The organism is Pectobacterium carotovorum (assembly GCF_033898505.1).
GTDB classification, from domain to species: Bacteria; Pseudomonadota; Gammaproteobacteria; order Enterobacterales; family Enterobacteriaceae; genus Pectobacterium; species Pectobacterium carotovorum_J.
The window spans coordinates 14,804-32,788 of sequence record NZ_JAXAFK010000009.1 but is presented as its reverse complement, the minus strand read 5'-3'; the positions used below and the strand labels follow the sequence as shown (position 1 = coordinate 32,788).

Annotated in this window: 17 protein-coding genes; 11 read left to right on the top strand and 6 right to left on the bottom strand. The window is 54.2% G+C overall.

All coding sequences use genetic code 11. The features are described from left to right. Positions 1-98: 98 nt before the first annotated feature. Positions 99-2,579 (bottom strand): bifunctional glycosyl transferase/transpeptidase, encoded by a 2,481-nt coding sequence (gene mrcB, locus R9X49_RS22605; RefSeq protein ID WP_319850509.1) that lies wholly within the window; start codon positions 2,577-2,579, stop codon positions 99-101. A 102-nt stretch (positions 2,580-2,681) separates the two neighbouring features. After that, the gene (gene hrpB / locus R9X49_RS22600; RefSeq protein ID WP_319850508.1) at positions 2,682-5,144 is read right to left on the bottom strand and encodes an ATP-dependent helicase HrpB; all 2,463 of its coding nucleotides are present in this window, start codon (positions 5,142-5,144) and stop codon (positions 2,682-2,684) included. A 92-nt stretch (positions 5,145-5,236) separates the two neighbouring features. Between hrpB and thpR the strand changes: the two genes are divergently transcribed. The 9 genes from thpR to panD all read left to right on the top strand — a co-directional run bounded on the left by thpR (position 5,237) and on the right by panD (position 12,923). After that, positions 5,237-5,767, top strand: a complete 531-nt coding sequence (gene thpR, locus R9X49_RS22595) for an RNA 2',3'-cyclic phosphodiesterase (RefSeq protein WP_319850507.1) — start codon at positions 5,237-5,239, stop codon at positions 5,765-5,767. A 35-nt stretch (positions 5,768-5,802) separates the two neighbouring features. Next, positions 5,803-6,507 (top strand): DNA/RNA nuclease SfsA, encoded by a 705-nt coding sequence (sfsA, locus tag R9X49_RS22590; RefSeq protein WP_319850506.1) that lies wholly within the window; start codon positions 5,803-5,805, stop codon positions 6,505-6,507. A gap of 268 nt (positions 6,508-6,775) precedes the next feature. Continuing rightward, positions 6,776-7,231 carry an RNA polymerase-binding protein DksA gene (dksA, locus tag R9X49_RS22585; protein ID WP_005969032.1) on the top strand — a complete coding sequence of 152 codons (456 nt, stop codon included), beginning with the start codon at positions 6,776-6,778 and terminating at the stop codon, positions 7,229-7,231. Positions 7,232-7,362: 131 nt separating this feature from the next. Then, the gene (gene gluQRS, locus R9X49_RS22580) at positions 7,363-8,349 is read left to right on the top strand and encodes a tRNA glutamyl-Q(34) synthetase GluQRS (RefSeq protein WP_319850505.1); all 987 of its coding nucleotides are present in this window, start codon (positions 7,363-7,365) and stop codon (positions 8,347-8,349) included. 139 nt (positions 8,350-8,488) lie between these two features. After that, positions 8,489-9,901, top strand: a complete 1,413-nt coding sequence (pcnB, locus tag R9X49_RS22575) for a polynucleotide adenylyltransferase PcnB (RefSeq protein ID WP_319850548.1) — start codon at positions 8,489-8,491, stop codon at positions 9,899-9,901. Further along, entirely contained in the window at positions 9,901-10,431 is a 531-nt protein-coding gene (gene folK / locus R9X49_RS22570) for a 2-amino-4-hydroxy-6-hydroxymethyldihydropteridine diphosphokinase (protein ID WP_319850504.1), read from the top strand. Before pcnB ends, folK begins: the two co-directional genes overlap by 1 nt. Positions 10,432-10,535: 104 nt before the next feature. Then, positions 10,536-11,333: a 3-methyl-2-oxobutanoate hydroxymethyltransferase gene (gene panB, locus R9X49_RS22565; RefSeq protein ID WP_107168748.1), complete on the top strand. Its 798-nt coding sequence runs from the start codon at positions 10,536-10,538 to the stop codon at positions 11,331-11,333. 337 nt (positions 11,334-11,670) lie between these two features. After that, complete coding sequence (gene panC, locus R9X49_RS22560) at positions 11,671-12,525, top strand: pantoate--beta-alanine ligase (protein ID WP_319850503.1); 855 nt, start codon at positions 11,671-11,673, stop codon at positions 12,523-12,525. A gap of 17 nt (positions 12,526-12,542) precedes the next feature. Further along, positions 12,543-12,923: an aspartate 1-decarboxylase gene (gene panD / locus R9X49_RS22555; protein WP_048261641.1), complete on the top strand. Its 381-nt coding sequence runs from the start codon at positions 12,543-12,545 to the stop codon at positions 12,921-12,923. A gap of 51 nt (positions 12,924-12,974) precedes the next feature. Here panD and R9X49_RS22550 read toward each other — a convergent pair whose 3' ends face one another. Further along, positions 12,975-13,745, bottom strand: a complete 771-nt coding sequence (locus tag R9X49_RS22550) for an ABC transporter permease (protein WP_319850502.1) — start codon at positions 13,743-13,745, stop codon at positions 12,975-12,977. Continuing rightward, positions 13,742-14,674, bottom strand: a complete 933-nt coding sequence (locus R9X49_RS22545) for an ABC transporter ATP-binding protein (protein WP_319850501.1) — start codon at positions 14,672-14,674, stop codon at positions 13,742-13,744. The genes R9X49_RS22550 and R9X49_RS22545 overlap by 4 nt, the downstream gene beginning before the upstream one ends. A 403-nt stretch (positions 14,675-15,077) precedes the next feature. Here R9X49_RS22545 and can point away from each other — a divergent pair, with 403 nt between their 5' ends. After that, positions 15,078-15,719: a carbonate dehydratase gene (gene can, locus R9X49_RS22540; RefSeq protein ID WP_010280785.1), complete on the top strand. Its 642-nt coding sequence runs from the start codon at positions 15,078-15,080 to the stop codon at positions 15,717-15,719. Positions 15,720-15,777: 58 nt separating this feature from the next. On the opposite strand, the gene hpt is transcribed toward can, so the two are convergent. Then, entirely contained in the window at positions 15,778-16,311 is a 534-nt protein-coding gene (gene hpt / locus R9X49_RS22535) for a hypoxanthine phosphoribosyltransferase (protein ID WP_172644812.1), read from the bottom strand. Positions 16,312-16,463: 152 nt separating this feature from the next. On the opposite strand from hpt, the gene R9X49_RS22530 reads away from it, so the two are divergent. After that, complete coding sequence (locus tag R9X49_RS22530; RefSeq protein WP_095700309.1) at positions 16,464-16,895, top strand: GNAT family N-acetyltransferase; 432 nt, start codon at positions 16,464-16,466, stop codon at positions 16,893-16,895. On the opposite strand, the gene R9X49_RS22525 is transcribed toward R9X49_RS22530, so the two are convergent. Then, the gene (locus R9X49_RS22525) at positions 16,896-17,981 is read right to left on the bottom strand and encodes an ABC transporter ATP-binding protein (protein ID WP_319850500.1); all 1,086 of its coding nucleotides are present in this window, start codon (positions 17,979-17,981) and stop codon (positions 16,896-16,898) included. Positions 17,982-17,985: the final 4 nt, after the last annotated feature.

Sequence of the window (17,985 nt, the reverse complement as noted above, 5' to 3'; positions counted from 1 at the left end):
CGGTAGCATAAAATAACCGTATTGTAAGCGCACGAAACCGTCTCTCAGTCTGCATAAGATATAGCTAAGAGACGGCAACCCGTTGAAGCAACGATAGATTATTGACCAAACATTTGTTTGATCCAGTCGGCGACGCCTTCTCCATCTTGCTGTCCCTGCTGTGCGGAAGGCTGCGGCTGGCTGGCCTGACATAGCGCCTGCGGGTTATCCGTCCAGACCGGCAATACACGTCCTGCGCTGCTGCCGTTACAGATGAAGTTACCGCTGGCATCCACCGTCATCGTCGTGATGCCTTCCGGCGGCGTCAGCATTAACGGCAGCGGCGTTTGGTTTTCCAGATAGCGACGATAAATCGTCAGCGCACCGTTCGCCCCAGTCAGCTTGGCCGGGCCGTTGTTATCGCGCCCTACCCAGCTAATCGCCACTTCTTTACCGTCGATCCCCGCAAACCAGCTGTCACGCAGGTCATTGGTGGTACCGGTTTTCGCCGCCAGGTGATAATTCGGGAATTTCACCGCCAGCGAACGCGACGTACCGCGTTCGACAACCTGCTGCATACCATACAGCGTCAGATAGGCCGCCTGCGCCGGAACCGCCCGTTCGGCCTGCGGGAAGCTCTGATACAGCACCGTACCATCTTCCGCAATCACCGAACGCAGTGAGGAAAGCGGTGCACGGTTGCCGCCGCTGGCGATCGTCTGGTATTCCTGCGCCACTTCCATCGGCGTCAGACTGATCGCCCCCAGCAGCATCGCCGGTACAGGCTGAATCACGTTTTCTGGAATCCCTAAACGCTTCAACGTTTCCGTGATCTGATTCAGCCCCACGGCCATCCCCAGATTGACGGTCGGGACGTTCAGCGAGTTCGCCAGCGCATCAACCAGCATGACGCGGCCGCGGAACTCACGATCGTAGTTCTTCGGCTGCCACAGTTGCCCGTTCGGCTGTTTGATCGACAGCGGCTCATCCGCCAGCCAGGTATTCAGACGATAGGTGTCCGGCTGGCTCAGCGCGGTCAGGTAGGTCGGCGGCTTCGCCAGCGATCCGACGGGACGACGCGCCTGTAACGCTCGGTTAAACCCGGCGTACTGCGTTTGAGAACCGCCGACCATCGCGCGAACTTCGCCGCTAAAACGATCGACAATCACCATCGCCGCTTCCAGATCGCTGACGTTACGGCCTGCGCGCAGTGCCGGCACCCCGACTTCCACTGCTTTTTCCGCCGCATCCTGCGAGACCGGATCGAGCGTGGTAAAGATCTTCACGCCGGAGAGATCGTTAACCTTGTCGCCAAGCCGCTGTTGCAGTTCCTGACGCACCAGTTGCATAAACGCAGGCTGAGGGCTGATGACACCGCCTTTCGGCTGTACGCCCAGCGGACGCGCACTCAGCATGTTGTACAGATCGGCATCAATAACCTGCTGATTCTGCAACAGACGCAGCACCAGATTGCGTCGTTCTAACGTAAGCTGCGGGTTACGCCACGGGTTATACAACGATGCCCCTTTCACCATACCCACCAGCAGCGCCTGCTGATCGAGGCTCAGTTCATTCACCGGGCGACCAAAGTAATACAGGCTGGCAAGCGGGAAGCCGCGGATCTGATCGTTACCGCTCTGACCGAGATACACTTCGTTGAGATACAGCTCAAGGATACGATCCTTGCTGTAGCGATAATCCATGATCAGCGCCATATAGGCTTCGTTGGCTTTACGCCACAGCGAACGCTCGTTAGTCAGGAACAGGTTCTTAACCAACTGCTGCGTCAGCGTACTGCCGCCTTGTACCGCACGTCCCGCTGTGATGTTGGCTAAAAACGCACGGCCAATGGAGTACAGGCTGATGCCATCGTGTTCATAAAAGTGACGGTCTTCGGTCGCAACCAGCGTATCAACAAGCAGATCGGGGAAACCGGAACGCGGCACGAATAAGCGCTGTTCGCCATTCGGCGATTGCATCATGGTGATCAGTTTCGGATCGAGACGGAAAAAGCCGAAGTTGCGCTGGTTGTCCAGATTCTGGATCTGCGACAGGCGATCGTTGGCAAACGTCAGACGCGCCTGAATCTGCCCTTCTTTCCCATCAGGGAAATCAAAAGGCCGACGCAGCATGTCGATGCTGTTGCCACGCACGCTGAATTCACCCGGACGGGTAATACGGCTCACCTGACGGTACTGCATACCTTCCAGCAGGCTGATCATCTCTTTCTGGCTATAGGCCATACCCGGCTCAAGGTTGACCATACGGCCATAAACCGCGGCAGGCAGTTGCCAGACTTTGCCTTCAATACGGCTGCGGATCTGGCTGTCGAGGTACACGCCATAGATCGCCATCGCAACGGCAAAGATCAGGAACAGCTTGATAGCCAGCCCCAGCCAGCGCCGTTTTCTCTGCGATTTACGCGTCATCGTATCATCGCCATCGTAATCATCATCGTCGTCATAGTCGTCCTGATAATCATCGTAGTCATCATCATCATAGTCGTCATCCCTGCGACGTCGTATGGCCTGTTTGCGTTCAGGCTTACGTTTTGGCGCTTTCCCTTTACGTCCGATAGGTTCGCGGTCATCCCGAGACATTACAATAACTTCTCCATCAGGTTGTTCACGGCTATCTGCTCTGCGCTCAAGCCGCCTACTCTGTTTCCAGCCCCTTTTTTGGGAAAGCGGAAACGTCTGAAATTAGTGATTCTGATATTTCTTGGTACGTCTCGTCGGAGCCGTATTCGCCGGATCGTCCGGCCAGACATGCTTGGGGTAACGCCCCTTCATCTCTTTTTGCACCTCGCGGTAAGCGCCTTGCCAGAATGCCGCTAAATCCCGCGTAATTTGTAGTGGACGCTGAGCTGGCGATAAAAGTTCCAATACCAGCGCCACACGCCCCTCTGCCAGCAGCGGACTCTGCTGCTCACCGAACATTTCCTGCATCCGCACCGACAGCACCGGGGGTTTATCGTCATAATAGGCGATAGGCAAGCGACTGCCGCCGGGTGCTGTATAGTGCGTGGGCAGCGCGCTATCCAGCCGCTGGCGCAGCGACCAGTCCAACAGTCGCAGCAGCGCATCGCTCAAATTAATCTGGTGCAGCGCCCGTAAATCACGCACGCCGGACAGTGATGGCTGTAGCCAGATTTCCAGCGTTGCCAGCAGCGTATCGTCATCCACCAGCGGCCAGTCAACCTCAGGCAGCCACTGGCGAGCGCACTGTAGCCGGGCGCGGAGCTGTAACGCCGCAGCGTCCCAGTTTAATGCCTCAATCCCCTGCTCCCGAACCCAGGATAACAGCGCCTGCTGTAGAGCTTCATCGGAAGGCTTATTCAACGGGCGCGTTCGTAGCGTCAGGCAGCCTATCTGGTCACGCTGGCTGGCGCGCAGAGTACCCTTTTCTTCGTCCCAGTGCACCACGTTACGCTCATTTATTAATCCGGGTAGCCGCCGTTCCAGCCGTTCAATATCCAGCGGCAACGCCAGCAGGATCCGCGCATCTCCGTTCTGATTGTTTTGTGCTGATCGATCGTTTTGCAGCAGTGCCGGAGCCAGCAACCACTCCGTACCTGACAGCGCTTCATCAGCCGACATCATCGCACCGCTGCCGTTAGCAAGCTGGTAGCGCCCATCCTGACTGCGCCGCCGGGCGATGCGATCGGGAAAAGCCTGTGCCAGCAGCCAGTCGGCTTCTCCGCTGTCAATACGCCCCGAAGCCGTCGATAAACGGCGTGTCAGCTGTTTTGCCCGCCGCAGCCAGTGCGGCAATGGGCGATGCAGCCAGTCGGCCAGATTAATCGACCCGCTACGCGGCGGCTCTTCGAGGATCGCCGCCAGACATCCGGCGGTCGCCAACGCATCTGAATTTTGCTGTGACGCGGCATATAACATCGTCGCCAAACGGGCATCGCTGCCTAGCGCGGCGATCTTGCGCCCCTCTGCGGTCAACCGATCCTGTTCATCGGTAATGCCAAGCTGGCGCAGTAGCTGGCGTGCGGCATACAGCGCGGGGGCAGGTGGCGTATCCAGCCAGGTTAACTGCGCCACATCGGTACAGCCCCACTGTAATAAGTCCAGCCAGACGCTGCTTAAATCGCTGTTCAGTATCTCAGCTTCGCTTTGCGCCGCTGCGCGTTCTGCCTGTTCACGCGAGCACAGATGCCAACAAATTCCGGGGCTTAAGCGCCCGGCTCGTCCGGCGCGCTGCACCATCGACGCCTGACTGATTCGCTGTGTCACCAGTCGGGTGATGCCGCTTTTCACATCAAAGCTGGCGACTCGTTCAAGACCGCTATCCATCACCAGCCGGATGCCTTCAATCGTCAGGCTCGTTTCAGCAATATTGGTGGCTAACACTACCTTACGACGACCGGGTTCAGCAGGCAGAATCGCCTTTTGCTGTTCTGCCAGCGTCAATGCGCCGTATAACGGGCAGAGATCCGTCTCGCCCGACACGCTATTTTCCAGCAGCGCCTGCACACGGCGAATCTCCGCGACGCCGGGCAAAAACAGCAGCAGCGAACCGTCTTCTTCACTGAGCAAACGTCGCACCTGTCGCGCAACGCCCTCTTCCAATCGCTCCTGATTATTCAGCGGCACATAACAGCGCTCAACCGGATAGCTGCGACCTTCGGAAACCACGCAGGCGGCTTCCGGCAGCCGCGCCGCCAGCCGCGCATTGTCGAGCGTCGCGGACATAATCAGCAGTTTTAAATCGTCACGTAGCCCTTGCTGCACATCAAGCAGCAGCGCCAGTGCCAAATCAGCCTGCACGCTGCGTTCATGAAACTCATCGAGGATAATCAGCGCCACGCCTTGCAGCTCCGCATCCTGTTGTAACAGACGGGTCAGCATCCCTTCGGTGACGACTTCTAGCTTCGTTGCGTCACTCACGCGGCTTTCTGACCGCATGCGATAACCTATCGTCTGTCCCGGTTCCTCACCGAGTTGCTGCGCCAACCGCCAGGCTACGCTCTTCGCCGCCAGACGACGCGGCTCCAGCATGATGATGCGCCCGTTTAAATTACCCTGTTGCAGCAATTGCAACGGCAGCCAGGTCGATTTTCCCGCCCCTGTTGGGGCATTAAGCAGCACCTGAGGCGCGGTATGTAGCGCCGTTATGACATCATCCAGCACGGCGCTGACGGGCGGTAAAATCACAGACATCTCCGTATAAAGTTAACTTTCAGCGACGAGCATTGTAGCATCATGATGAATGTAGCATCGGATGGAATCAGAACAGAGAGATCGCCATGTCAGCCCCCCGCCGCCTGTTTTTTGCCCTATCACTGCCGGAAACCACACAGCAAGAGATTATCCGCTGGCGTGCTGAGCGCTTCGCCCCGGAAGCGGGTCGTCCGGTCGCGGCGGCCAACCTTCATCTGACGCTGGCTTTTTTGGGTGACGTGAGTGAACAAAAAGCGCAGGCCTTACAGACATTGGCGGGCCGCATCCGTCAGCCCGCCTTTTCCCTTACGCTGGATGACGCCGGACACTGGCCGCGTCCCGGCGTGGTCTGGCTGGGCTGCCGCCGTGCACCGCGTGGGCTGCTACAGCTCGCGGAACTGCTGCGCTCTCAGGCAGCACGCAACGGCTGTTATCAAACGGCATTACCTTTTCATCCACACATTACGCTATTGCGCGGCGCGACTCGTCCCGTTGCGATTCCCCCCGCCACCTTCAGTTGGCAGGTCGACATGACGCAATTTTCGCTTTACGAATCACTTTTCGACAATGGCAAAACCCGCTATCAACAGTTAGAAAGCTGGTCATTTATTCAATAAGAGACCACGCGGATAAACAATAGAATAGGATACGCATGGACTATACCCCACGTTTACAACCTGCCCGGTTGATTAAACGTTACAAACGCTTTTTGGCCGATGTCGTGACCCCGGAAGGCGAGACACTCACGCTGCACTGTGCCAATACCGGCGCGATGACAGGCTGCGCAACGCCCGGTGATACCGTCTGGTACTCCACATCCGATAATCCCAAGCGCAAGTATGCCCAGAGCTGGGAACTGACTGAAACGCAACAAAATCACTGGATTTGTGTCAATACTCTGCGTGCCAACACATTATTGTACGAAGCCTTATTGGAGAATCGCATAGAAGAGCTGTCGGGCTATTCGGACGTAAAAAAAGAAGTGAGATACGGTACGGAAAATAGCCGAGTCGACCTGCTTTTGCAGGCGCCAGACAGGATTGACTGCTATATTGAGGTGAAATCTGTCACATTATTGCAACATGAATGTGGTTACTTTCCCGATGCAGTGACGCTCAGAGGGCAAAAGCATCTGCGTGAACTGCAACAGATGGTTTCCAATGGAAAACGCGCAGTGCTGTTTTTCGCCGTGCTCCATTCAGGAATCCAACAGGTTTCTCCCGCCCGGCATATTGATGCACGCTATGCAGAATTATTTACAGAAGCACAACGGGCAGGGGTTGAAATTTTATGTTACGGCTCCACATTATGCCCTGACGGTATTAAATTGACGCATAAGCTACCGTTGTTGGGATGACGAACAAGCATTGCATAACACGCCGAACGCACCATCAAAGGCGTAACACATTGTTTATTATTTAATGTAAGCAGGTTGTTCCTCACACTTTATCAGGCCGGTGTCAGGAAGCATTGCCAACCCCATCTTCATCTGCTATTTATAGCGGCCTGTTTTTTCCCCCCTTTGGGGGCCGATATACCCAGATAGCTGAAGTTATGGCCAACAACGCCGCAATTTCACTGCATAAAAGGGTATTATGCGTGTCGTGTTATGTAGGAGAAGCAACATGCAAGAAGGGCAAAACCGTAAGACATCTTCTCTGAGCATTCTCGCAATTGCCGGAGTAGAGCCGTACCAGGAGAAGCCGGGCGAAGAGTATATGAACGACGCTCAGCTGGCTCATTTCAAGCGTATTCTTGAAGCATGGCGCAACCAACTCATGGATGAAGTGGATCGTACGGTATCGCACATGCGCGATGAAGCCGCTAATTTTCCCGATCCCGTGGATCGCGCAGCGCAGGAAGAAGAGTTCAGTCTCGAACTGCGTAACCGTGACCGTGAGCGCAAGCTGATCAAGAAAATCGCCAAAACGCTGGTAAAAATCGAAGATGAGGATTTCGGATTCTGTGAATCCTGTGGCGTCGAGATTGGCATCCGCCGTCTGGAAGCACGTCCGACTGCCGATCTGTGTATTGACTGCAAAACACTGGCAGAAATACGCGAAAAGCAAATGGCAGGCTAATTTTCCTGCTCAGAATCGGCTCCTGCCCGTCGCAGGGGCCGACTCCAGGCACTCTACCGCTGATGAATAATGATGTTCATCACGCTATCTTCTGTCTGGATAAAACGCTGACGAGATAGCACTGACCCCCTATGTCTGGAACAGTTTGTTTTACACAAAAAAGTCGTTTTACCGAAACTAACCCTTCTCCTGAAGTGAATCCCTTTACTGAAACCGACCGCTATGTCGGGCGTTTTGCGCCCTCTCCTTCTGGTGACCTGCATTTTGGTTCACTGATTGCCGCACTGGGTAGTTATCTGCAAGCTCGTTCCCAACAAGGGCGCTGGCTGGTACGCATTGAAGACATCGACCCACCACGAGAAATTCCCGGCGCAGCCTCCCGTATCCTTGCCCAGTTAGAACACTACGGCCTGTATTGGGATGGCGAGGTGATTTATCAGTCACAGCGCCATGCACGTTACCGTGAGATTCTTCAGCAGTTGCAACAGCAGGGAATGAGTTATTACTGCACCTGTACGCGTAGCCGTATTCAGCAGCTAGGCGGGCACTATGACGGCCATTGCCGAACGCGTAACCTGCCTGCCGACAACGCCGCGCTACGCCTGCGCCAGACAACGCCAGTATTTCACTTTCACGATAGGCTGCGTGGCGAACTGTATGCCGACACGGCGCTCGCGCAGGAAGATTTTATTATCCACCGCCGTGACGGGCTGTTTGCCTATAATCTGGCCGTCGTGATCGACGATAACGATCAGGGGGTTACGGAGATCGTGCGCGGCGCCGATCTTATTGAGCCGACCGTTCGGCAAATTTCGCTTTATCAGAAGCTGGGCTACGCGATCCCTACCTATGTTCATCTGCCGCTGGTGCTGAATACAGAGGGAAATAAACTGTCCAAACAGAATCATGCACCGGCCCTGCCGAACAGCGATCCGCGTCCCGTGCTGCTTGCCGCACTGCAATTTTTGAATCAACCGCTGCCGGAAAACAGTCAGGATATGACGCTTTCCGCACTTCTGGCATGGTCTGTCGCGCACTGGTCGCTTGATATCGTTCCGTTGCAAGCGGCAATAAACGCGTCCGCGATCACATCAGCATTCTCAAAGGGGCATTGGTGAGCTATGATTAGCCGCTATTTTTAGTGACGCGCCATCCTTAGCCGTCACCTTTGCAGGCCATCGCCGGGGCGATGTCAAAAATGTCTCCCGGACGTTTTTTGCTGTGCCGTTGATTTATCCATCACTATCGAGGTGTATTATCTTTTCCCGAGTTGCTAATTTTTGCCGTAAAGTACTGAATCGTGAGAACGAAATGGTCGAATCAGAGGAACCACATCAGCATCTGACGGTGATTCCGCGTGACCAACACACTATTTCACGCAGCGACATCAGCGATAACGCGCTGAAAGTACTTTATCGCCTGAACAAAGCGGGCTACGAGGCTTATCTGGTTGGCGGCGGCGTACGCGATCTGCTGCTGGGCAAAAAGCCGAAGGATTTTGATATCACCACTAACGCCACGCCCGATCAGGTGCGCAAGTTGTTCCGCAACTGTCGTTTGGTTGGACGTCGTTTCCGTCTCGCCCACATTATGTTCGGGCCAGAGGTGATTGAAGTTGCCACGTTCCGTGGTCACCACGATCAGCATCAGGAACAGCAGGAAACCAAGAATTCTTCTCAGCAGGCCCAGAGCGGTATGCTGCTGCGCGACAATATTTTCGGCTCGGTTGAAGAAGACGCCCAGCGCCGCGATTTTTCGATCAATAGCCTCTATTACAGCATTTCTGATTTCAGCGTTCGTGACTACACCGGTGGTCTGAACGACCTGCGTCAGGGCGTCATCCGTATGATTGGCGATCCCGAAACGCGCTACCGTGAAGACCCGGTGCGTATGCTGCGCGCCGTCCGTTTCGCCGCCAAGCTGAACATGACAGTCAGCCCGGAAACCGCCGAACCGATTCCTCGTCTGGCCTCATTGCTGCACGATATTCCTGCGGCGCGCATGTTTGAAGAGTCGCTGAAGCTGCTTCAATCAGGGTATGGCTATCCAACCTATAAAATGCTGTGTGAATACCAGCTGTTCCAGCCGCTTTTCCCGCTGCTGAGCCGCTACTTCACACCAAACGGCGATTCCACGCTGGAGCGTATGGTTGCACAGGTGCTGAAAAACACCGATCAGCGCCTGCAAAATGACATGCGGGTCAATCCAGCATTTTTATTTTCCGCCATGCTGTGGTATCCGCTGGTTGAGCATGCGCAAAAGCTGGCTCAGGAAAGTGGTCTGGCTTACTTCGATGCCTTCTCGCTAGCGATGAACGATGTACTGGATGAACAGTGCCGTTCTCTGGCAATTCCTAAGCGCATTACGTCTTTAGTTCGTGATATTTGGCAGTTGCAAACGCGTCTGTCGCGTCGTCAGGGTAAACGTGCTTATAAGCTGATGGAACACCCTAAATTCCGTGCCGCGTATGACCTGCTTTGCCTGCGTGCCGAAATCGAAAATCATCAGGAGCTGCTGCGCCTGGCTCAGTGGTGGGGAGAATTCCAGGTTGCCGCACCGCCGCGTCAGCAAAACATGCTGAAATCGTTGGATGATGGCCCGACGCCACACCGACGCTCCCGCCCTCGCCGGTCGCGTAAACCGACTACGACACGCAGGGATCAAGCCTGATGGCACGAGTGTATCTGGCGCTGGGCAGCAACCTTGCCCAGCCTTTGCAACAGGTACGCGCTGCACTGGCTGCGCTGGATGCGATTCCACAAACCAGCGTCGTTCACTGCTCCTCGTTTTACCGTAGCCGCCCGCTCGGCCCGCAGGATCAGCCAGACTATCTCAACGCCGTCGTTGAACTGGAAACCGCATTAGCGGCCGAATCGCTGCTGGATCACACACAGGCTATCGAGCTGGAACAAGGTCGCGAACGCAAGGAACATCGCTGGGGCCCGCGCACGTTGGATCTGGATATTCTGCTGTTCGGCGATGTCGTCATCCAGACTGAACGTTTGACCGTGCCGCATTACGACATGAAGAATCGTGAATTCATGCTCTATCCGCTCGCGGAAATCACCCCTGAACTGACATTCCCCGACGGTGAAACACTCACCCAACGATTAACCCATGTCGACCGCAACGGTCTGACCTTATGGGACAATAAAGAGTGGGATGACGAGAAGCCGACCGGAACATTCGGTTCCCCATAGCCATCACATCTGTAACTTGAAGCGCGACGGGTATATCGCTACACGTCGGCTTACATTAGAATGTCCCCCTCAATTCTTCGCCCTATTGACATAGGAATACCGTCATGAAACCGACGACTATCTCCCATTTGCGCCAATGGAAACAAGAGCAGCGAAAATTCGCTACGATTACCGCTTACGACGCCAGCTTCTCTCGCCTATTTTTCGAACAAGGCATCCGCGTGATGCTGGTGGGTGACTCATTGGGAATGACCGTGCAAGGTCACGATTCCACCTTACCCGTGACCACCAACGACATCGTTTACCACACACAGTGTGTTCGCCGTGGCGCACCGCTGGCGTTGGTTCTCTCCGATATGCCTTTTATGACCTATGCCACGCCGGAACAAACCTTCAGCCAAGCCGCAGAACTGATGCGCGCAGGCGCAAATATGGTGAAATTGGAAGGCGGAAGCTGGCTTGCCCCAACGGTAAAAATGCTGACCGAACGCGCCGTGCCAGTTTGCGGTCATTTGGGTCTGACGCCGCAGTCCGTTAACATCTTCGGCGGCTATAAAATTCAGGGGCGGAGCGAAAGCGATGCCAATCAACTGCTGGCTGATGCCCTCGCGCTTGAAGAAGCCGGTGCGCAGCTGCTCGTGCTGGAATGCGTCCCTGTCGCACTGGCTAAACGCGTAACGGACGCGCTGTCGATTCCGGTGATCGGCATTGGCGCAGGCAACGTTACCGACGGACAGATTCTGGTCATGCATGATGCTTTCGGCATTACTGGTGACAACACGCCTAAGTTCGCCAAGAACTTTCTGGCACAAAGCGGGGGCGATATCCGCGCGGCAGTACGTTTGTATGCACAAGAAGTCGAACAGGGTATCTATCCGGCCGAAGAGCACTCGTTTCATTAAGAACAGTCATTTCATTAAAAAACGAGCATTCCGTTAATCGGGCTTATACCCTAAATAATTCGAGTTGCAGGACAAAACGTTAACGTTTTGAACAACGCAAAGCGTTGGCCCCTTTAGGGCGAGGCTCATTTATGGGCCTCGTAACGCGGCAAGAGAAAGAATCCCGATGAGCTTACTTGAGTAAGTGATTCGGGTGACTGACAAATCTGCCACAGGCAGATTTGAACGCTGCTTGCAGCGGCCCCTACGGGGCGAGGTCCACGCAAGTGGGCCGAGTATCGTAGCCAACGCACATGCAGCTTGAAGTATGACGGGTATATTTTTTAGGAGTACGAGTGTGTTAATTATCGAAACCCCTCTGCTGCTGCGCCGCGAAGTCCGCCGCTGGCGTCAGGAAGGGAAACGCATTGCTTTGGTTCCCACTATGGGTAACTTGCATGACGGACACATGACGCTGGTCGATGAAGCCAAGGCTCGCGCCGATATCGTTATTGTCAGCGTTTTTGTCAATCCCATGCAGTTTGAGCGGCCAGATGATTTAGCCCGCTACCCTCGGACATTGCAGGAAGACTGCGAGAAATTGAATCGCCGCGGTGCCGATCTGGTTTTCGCACCGAGCCCGGATGTGATATACCCCAATGGGCTGGAGTCGCAAACGTTTGTCGATGTGCCCGGCCTGTCTTCCATGCTGGAAGGCGCCAGCCGTCCCGGCCATTTCCGGGGTGTAGCCACCATCGTCAGTAAGCTGTTCAATCTGGTACAGCCGGATGTCGCCTGCTTCGGTGAGAAAGATTACCAGCAGCTAGCGCTGATTCGGCAGCTTGTCCGCGATATGGGCTATGACATTGATATCATCGGCGTCCCTATCGTGCGTGCCAACGACGGTTTGGCATTGAGTTCGCGTAATGGCTACCTCAGTGCTGAAGAACGCCAACTGGCACCAACACTTTATCAGCTCATGATGGCGCTTTCCGCGCAGTTGGACAACGGCGATCGCCAGATAGACACATTGCTGGAACAAACGGCAGAGCAGTTACGCGAAGCGGGCTTTACGCCTGATGAACTGTTTATCCGCGATGCTGATACGCTACAACCGCTGAACGCTGCCAGCACGCGTGCAGTGATTTTGATGGCTGCCTGGTTAGGCAAGGCCAGATTGATTGATAACCACCAGGTCGATTTGACTGTATGAACCGAGGTAACAAAGCGATGATACGTACCATGCTGCAAGGCAAGCTGCACCGGGTCAAAGTGACTCAGGCTGACTTGCATTATGAAGGCTCTTGCGCCATCGATCAGGATTTTATGGATGCCGCTGGCATTCTGGAATACGAAGCGATTGATATCTACAACGTTGATAACGGTCAGCGTTTCTCTACTTACGCCATTGCAGGCGAAAGAGGTTCACGCATTATCTCCGTAAACGGTGCCGCCGCTCGCTGCGCCTGCGTGGGCGACAAACTGATTATCTGTTCCTACGTACAAATGTCCGACGAGCAAGCCAGAAGTCACAACCCTAAGGTTGCCTATTTCTCTGGCGATAACGAGCTGCAACGTCAGGCCAAAGCGATTCCGGTTCAGGTTGCCTGATCGCTTTAGATAAGCAAAAGGCGGTGTTACCACCGCCTTCTCATTTACCAACTATGTCCGCAGCCCGCGTCCGCGTTCAATCAGCCACCAGACCAACAGATAAAACACCACGATAAAGGCAATCAGCACTGACATCGTAAACAGCAGCGGCACGTCCTGAATTCCGAGAAAACCGTAGCGGAAGCCACTGATCATGTACACCACCGGGTTCAGTTTAGACACCGCCTGCCAGAACGGCGGCAGCAGCGTCAGTGAGTAAAAGACTCCGCCCAGATAGGTCAACGGCGTTAACACAAACGTCGGAATCAGACTGATATCATCAAAGGTTTTCGCAAACACCGCATTCAACAGCCCCGCCAGAGAGAACAGCATTGCCGTCAGCAATAGCGTCAGAACAATGACCCACCAGGCATGAACATGAAGCGGAACAAAGAACAGCGATATTGCCGTTACCAGCACCCCCACACACAGGCCGCGTGCGATACCACCGCCAACATAGCCTGCGATGATCACGTGAGTCGGTACTGGCGCAACCAGCAGTTCCTCAATATTGCGTTGAAACTTGGCGCTGAAGAAGGAAGAGGCTACGTTGGCATACGCGTTGGTGATCACCGCCATCATGATCAAACCCGGCACGATAAACTGCATGTAGGTAAAACCGTGCATTTCACCGATACGCGAGCCAATCAGGTTACCGAAAATAATAAAATACAGCGTCATGGTGATCACTGGCGGCACCAGCGTCTGAATCCAGATACGCCCAAATCGAGTGACTTCTTTCACCCAGATACTCTGTAGCGCCACCCAATATAAATGCATCATGCTTTTTCTCCCTTACCGCCTGTCCCATTCACCAGCGTGACAAACAGCTCTTCCAACCGATTCGCTTTATTACGCATACTTAATATCGTTATCCCCTGTGCATTTAGCTGGCTGAATAGCGCATTCATGCCTTGCTCGCGCATCACATCCACTTCCAGCGTTGACGTGTCCGTCAGGCGGAACGCGTAGCCTTCAAGCTGCGGTAGCGGGCTTTTCGCCGCCAGATCGAAAATAAACGTTTCTGATTTCAGCTTGGCAAGCAGCTGCTTCATTGAGGTATTTTCCACCAGCTCTCCCCGCTGGATGATCCCGATGTTGCGGCACAGCATTTCTGCTTCTTCCAGATAGTGCGTCGTCAGGATAATCGTGGTGCCCTGCGCGTTCAGCTCCTTCAAGAAACCCCACATGGAACGGCGTAACTCGATATCCACACCGGCGGTCGGTTCATCAAGAATCAGCAGCTTAGGTTCATGCATTAACGCACGCGCAATCATCAGGCGACGCTTCATCCCACCGGACAACATCATCGCTTTTTCGTTGCGTTTCTCCCACAGATCGAGCTGTTTCAGGTATTTTTCCGCACGCTGCAAGGCATCCTGACGTTTCACGCCATAGTAGCCCGCCTGGTTAACCACAATCTGTAATACCGTCTCGAAAGGATTGAAGTTAAATTCCTGCGGGACCAGCCCTAGCTGGCGTTTCGCATTCACTTTATCCAGCTCAAGGTCATAGCCGAAGACGCGAACTTTACCGGCGGTTTTGTTCACCAGCGAGCTGATAATCCCAATCGTGGTGGATTTTCCCGCGCCATTCGGCCCCAGCAGCGCGTAGAAATCCCCCGCTTCCACGTTCAGGTCGATCCCCCGTAACGCCTTGACGCCTCCCGGATAGGTTTTGGTTAATTGCGCCAGTTCCAGTGCATATGTCATAAGAAATGGATTGCCTTATTATCAGTGAGTTCTACAGGTTCGAAGTGTGACAAATAAATACTCTAAATAATTCAAGTTTCAGGACAAAACGTTAACGTTTTGAACAACGCGAAGCGTTAGCCCTTTAGGGCGATGCTCAACCATGAGCATCGTAACGCGGCAAGAGAAGGACAAATTCGTCGGGAACGAATTTGACCAGCCAACGGCTGGCCTCCGGTGAGAGACAGGATGTCTCTCATTTCATCCCGATGAGCTTACTCAGGTAAGTGATTCGGGTGAGTGAACGCAGCCAACGTACATGCAACTTGAAGTATGACGAGTATAAACTATCGTTTTTCAAACGACGCATGTTGCCTTATATTACTCCTCACTGCCCCTTGTTTGTTACAGGTCATTTACTTTCATGAAAGAAATTGAAACGCTCATCGCGAACAACCAGCTTTGGTCTAAAACGATGGTGGAAGAGGATCCTGGCTACTTTGAACGTCTGGCGCAGGCACAACGACCCCGTTTTCTATGGATTGGATGCTCGGACAGTCGCGTACCTGCGGAAAGTCTGACCAGCCTTGAGCCTGGTGAACTGTTTGTTCACCGCAATGTCGCCAACCTGGTTATTCACACCGACCTCAATTGCCTGTCTGTCGTGCAATATGCCGTCGAAGTTCTCGAAGTCGAACACATCATCATCTGCGGCCACTACGGCTGTGGCGGTGTTCAGGCGGCGGTGGAAAACCCGGAATTGGGTTTGATTAACAACTGGCTGCTGCATATCCGTGATTTGTGGTACAAGCATAGTTCGCTGCTGGGGGAATTGCCTCCCGAACAGCGCCTGAACACGCTTTGTGAAATCAACGTTGTCGAGCAGGTATATAACCTCGGCCACTCCACTATCATGCAGTCCGCATGGAAGCGTGGACAGAAAGTCACGATCCACGGTTGGGTGTACGGTATTCAGGATGGCCGTCTGCGCGATCTGGAAGTGACAGCGACCAACCGGGAGACGCTGGAACAGCGTTATCGCCGCGCGATTTCCTCTCTGCCTTGATTCACTGCCTGACGCCCATTCGCTGGGCGTCACTCACGGCATCGGCCTTATCTTGCCATTATTCCTGCGGAACAACCTTGCCGACGTAAGGTAAGTGGCGATAGTGCTGGGCATAGTCGATGCCGTAACCCACAACGAACTCATCAGGAATCGAGAATCCAACCCACTCGACTTTTACCGCCACTTCACGGCGCTCTGGTTTGTCCAGCAGCGTACAGATAGCCAGTGATTTCGGCTCACGCAATTGCAGAATTTCCCGCACTTTGCTCAGCGTATTGCCTGAATCGATAATGTCTTCAACGATCAACACGTCTTTACCGCGGATATCCTCATCCAGATCTTTCAGGATCTTCACATCGCGCGTACTGTTCATACCGCTGCCATAGCTGGATGCCGTCATGAAATCCACTTCATGAGGAACGTCGATCGCCCGGCATAAATCGGCCATAAAGATAAACGATCCGCGTAATAGTCCCACCAGCACCATATCGCTGCCGCTATCACGGTAGTGTTCGCTGATCTGTTGCCCCAGTTCGGTAACCCGCGCCATCACTTCCTGCTCAGAAATCATGACTTCCACGGTATGTTTCATCATACTGATAACTCTTTGAAGTAAGGTATTCAGCACCATCGGCAGAATGACAGACTCATTATCGATGATGCGCCAATGCTGATGTTTAAATCAGTCTGGGCAATGCCCAGGCGCGCGAAGTATATCAGAAACCACACCATGAAGGAGACATCATGAGCACACCACCAGTGGATGTTTGCTACAAAGTGAACGCCCCGCTTTCCAGCCAGCAGTTCGTTGAGCTGTTGGCAAAAACCTCATTGGGGCCACGTCGTCCGCTGGATGATGAGACGGCGATTGCGGGTATGCTTAAGCATGCCAATCTGCTGGTTTCCGCATGGCAAGGGGAGACGCTGGTGGGTATTGCGCGCAGCGTGACGGATTTTCATTTTTGCTGCTATCTGTCCGATCTGGCGGTGTCAGAGGACTGTCAGCATGCGGGAATAGGCAAAAAACTGATTCAACAAACCGCTCAGCAGCTTGAAAAAGGCTGCAAAATCATTTTGCTGGCCGCGCCGCTGGCGGTGGATTACTACCCGAAATTAGGGTTTGAAAAGCACAATAGCACGTGGCTCATGCCAGCAGCAGACCTGCACGAGGCGTAATCATTGCTTTTCAGGGCCGTCAGCCGGAATGCTGGCGGCGGGTAAAGCAGGATACAAGACCGGTGGATCCGTCTTAATGCTTAACCGTATCTGCTGCCCTGGTTCAAACCAGTTGCCGGTCTGCACCAACAGCATCAGTTCTCCCAGCTTCACCCGATACAAGTTTGACGTGCCCATAAACAGCCGATCTTCGATCGATGCCGGGCCATCGGGATCGAGTGCCAGCGCCACGTCTGCCGGTCGTACCATCCAGTCGCACTGTGAATCGATCGGTTGATTGAGCGGATGTGCCGCATGGTGATCGCCCAATGGGCTTTGCCATTGATGGTCGCTCATGATTTTCACAGGCAAATAGTTCGTATTCCCCATAAAATCAGCCACAAAGCGGCTATTCGGGCGATGGTACAGCTCGGATGGATAGCCCTGCTGCATAATCTTCCCTTCATCCAGCAGAATCAGATGGTCGGCGCAGGCAAAGGCTTCCTCCCGGCTGTGCGTAGCGAAAACCGCCGCAACATGACGCTGTTTGAGAACCTGCCGCAATTCGGTGATCAGGCGATAACGGGTCTGGCTGTCCAGTCCGGGAAATGGTTCATCCAGCAACAGCAGTTTCGGCTCACAGGCCAGCGCGCGGGCAATCGCCAAACGCTGCTGCTGTTCATTTGATAGCTCGTGTGGATAACGTGCGGCAACCTCATCCAGCTGCAAGAGCGTCAGCATCTCCGCACAGATTGGTTTCACCTCGCTTTCCGGGCGGCCATATAAACCAAACGCAATATTGCCTTCCACCGTCAGATGCGGAAAGAGCGCATAGTCCTGAAAAATCAGGCCAACCTGACGCAGCTCAGGCAGGACATACTCTTGCGGTGAGCTGACGGGTTCACCCTCCAGCAAGATCTTGCCCTGAGTAATCGGCAGCAGGCCAGCGATCACCTGTAATAGCGCCGTTTTACCGCAGCCGTTTTTACCCAGCACGCAGATCGTCTCATCATCGCGCACGGCAAATGAGATGTTCTCCAACACGGGAGACTGCTGTAGCGTACAACTTACCGCCTGAACGCTCAGAATATCTATCGACGCGGCCATGTCA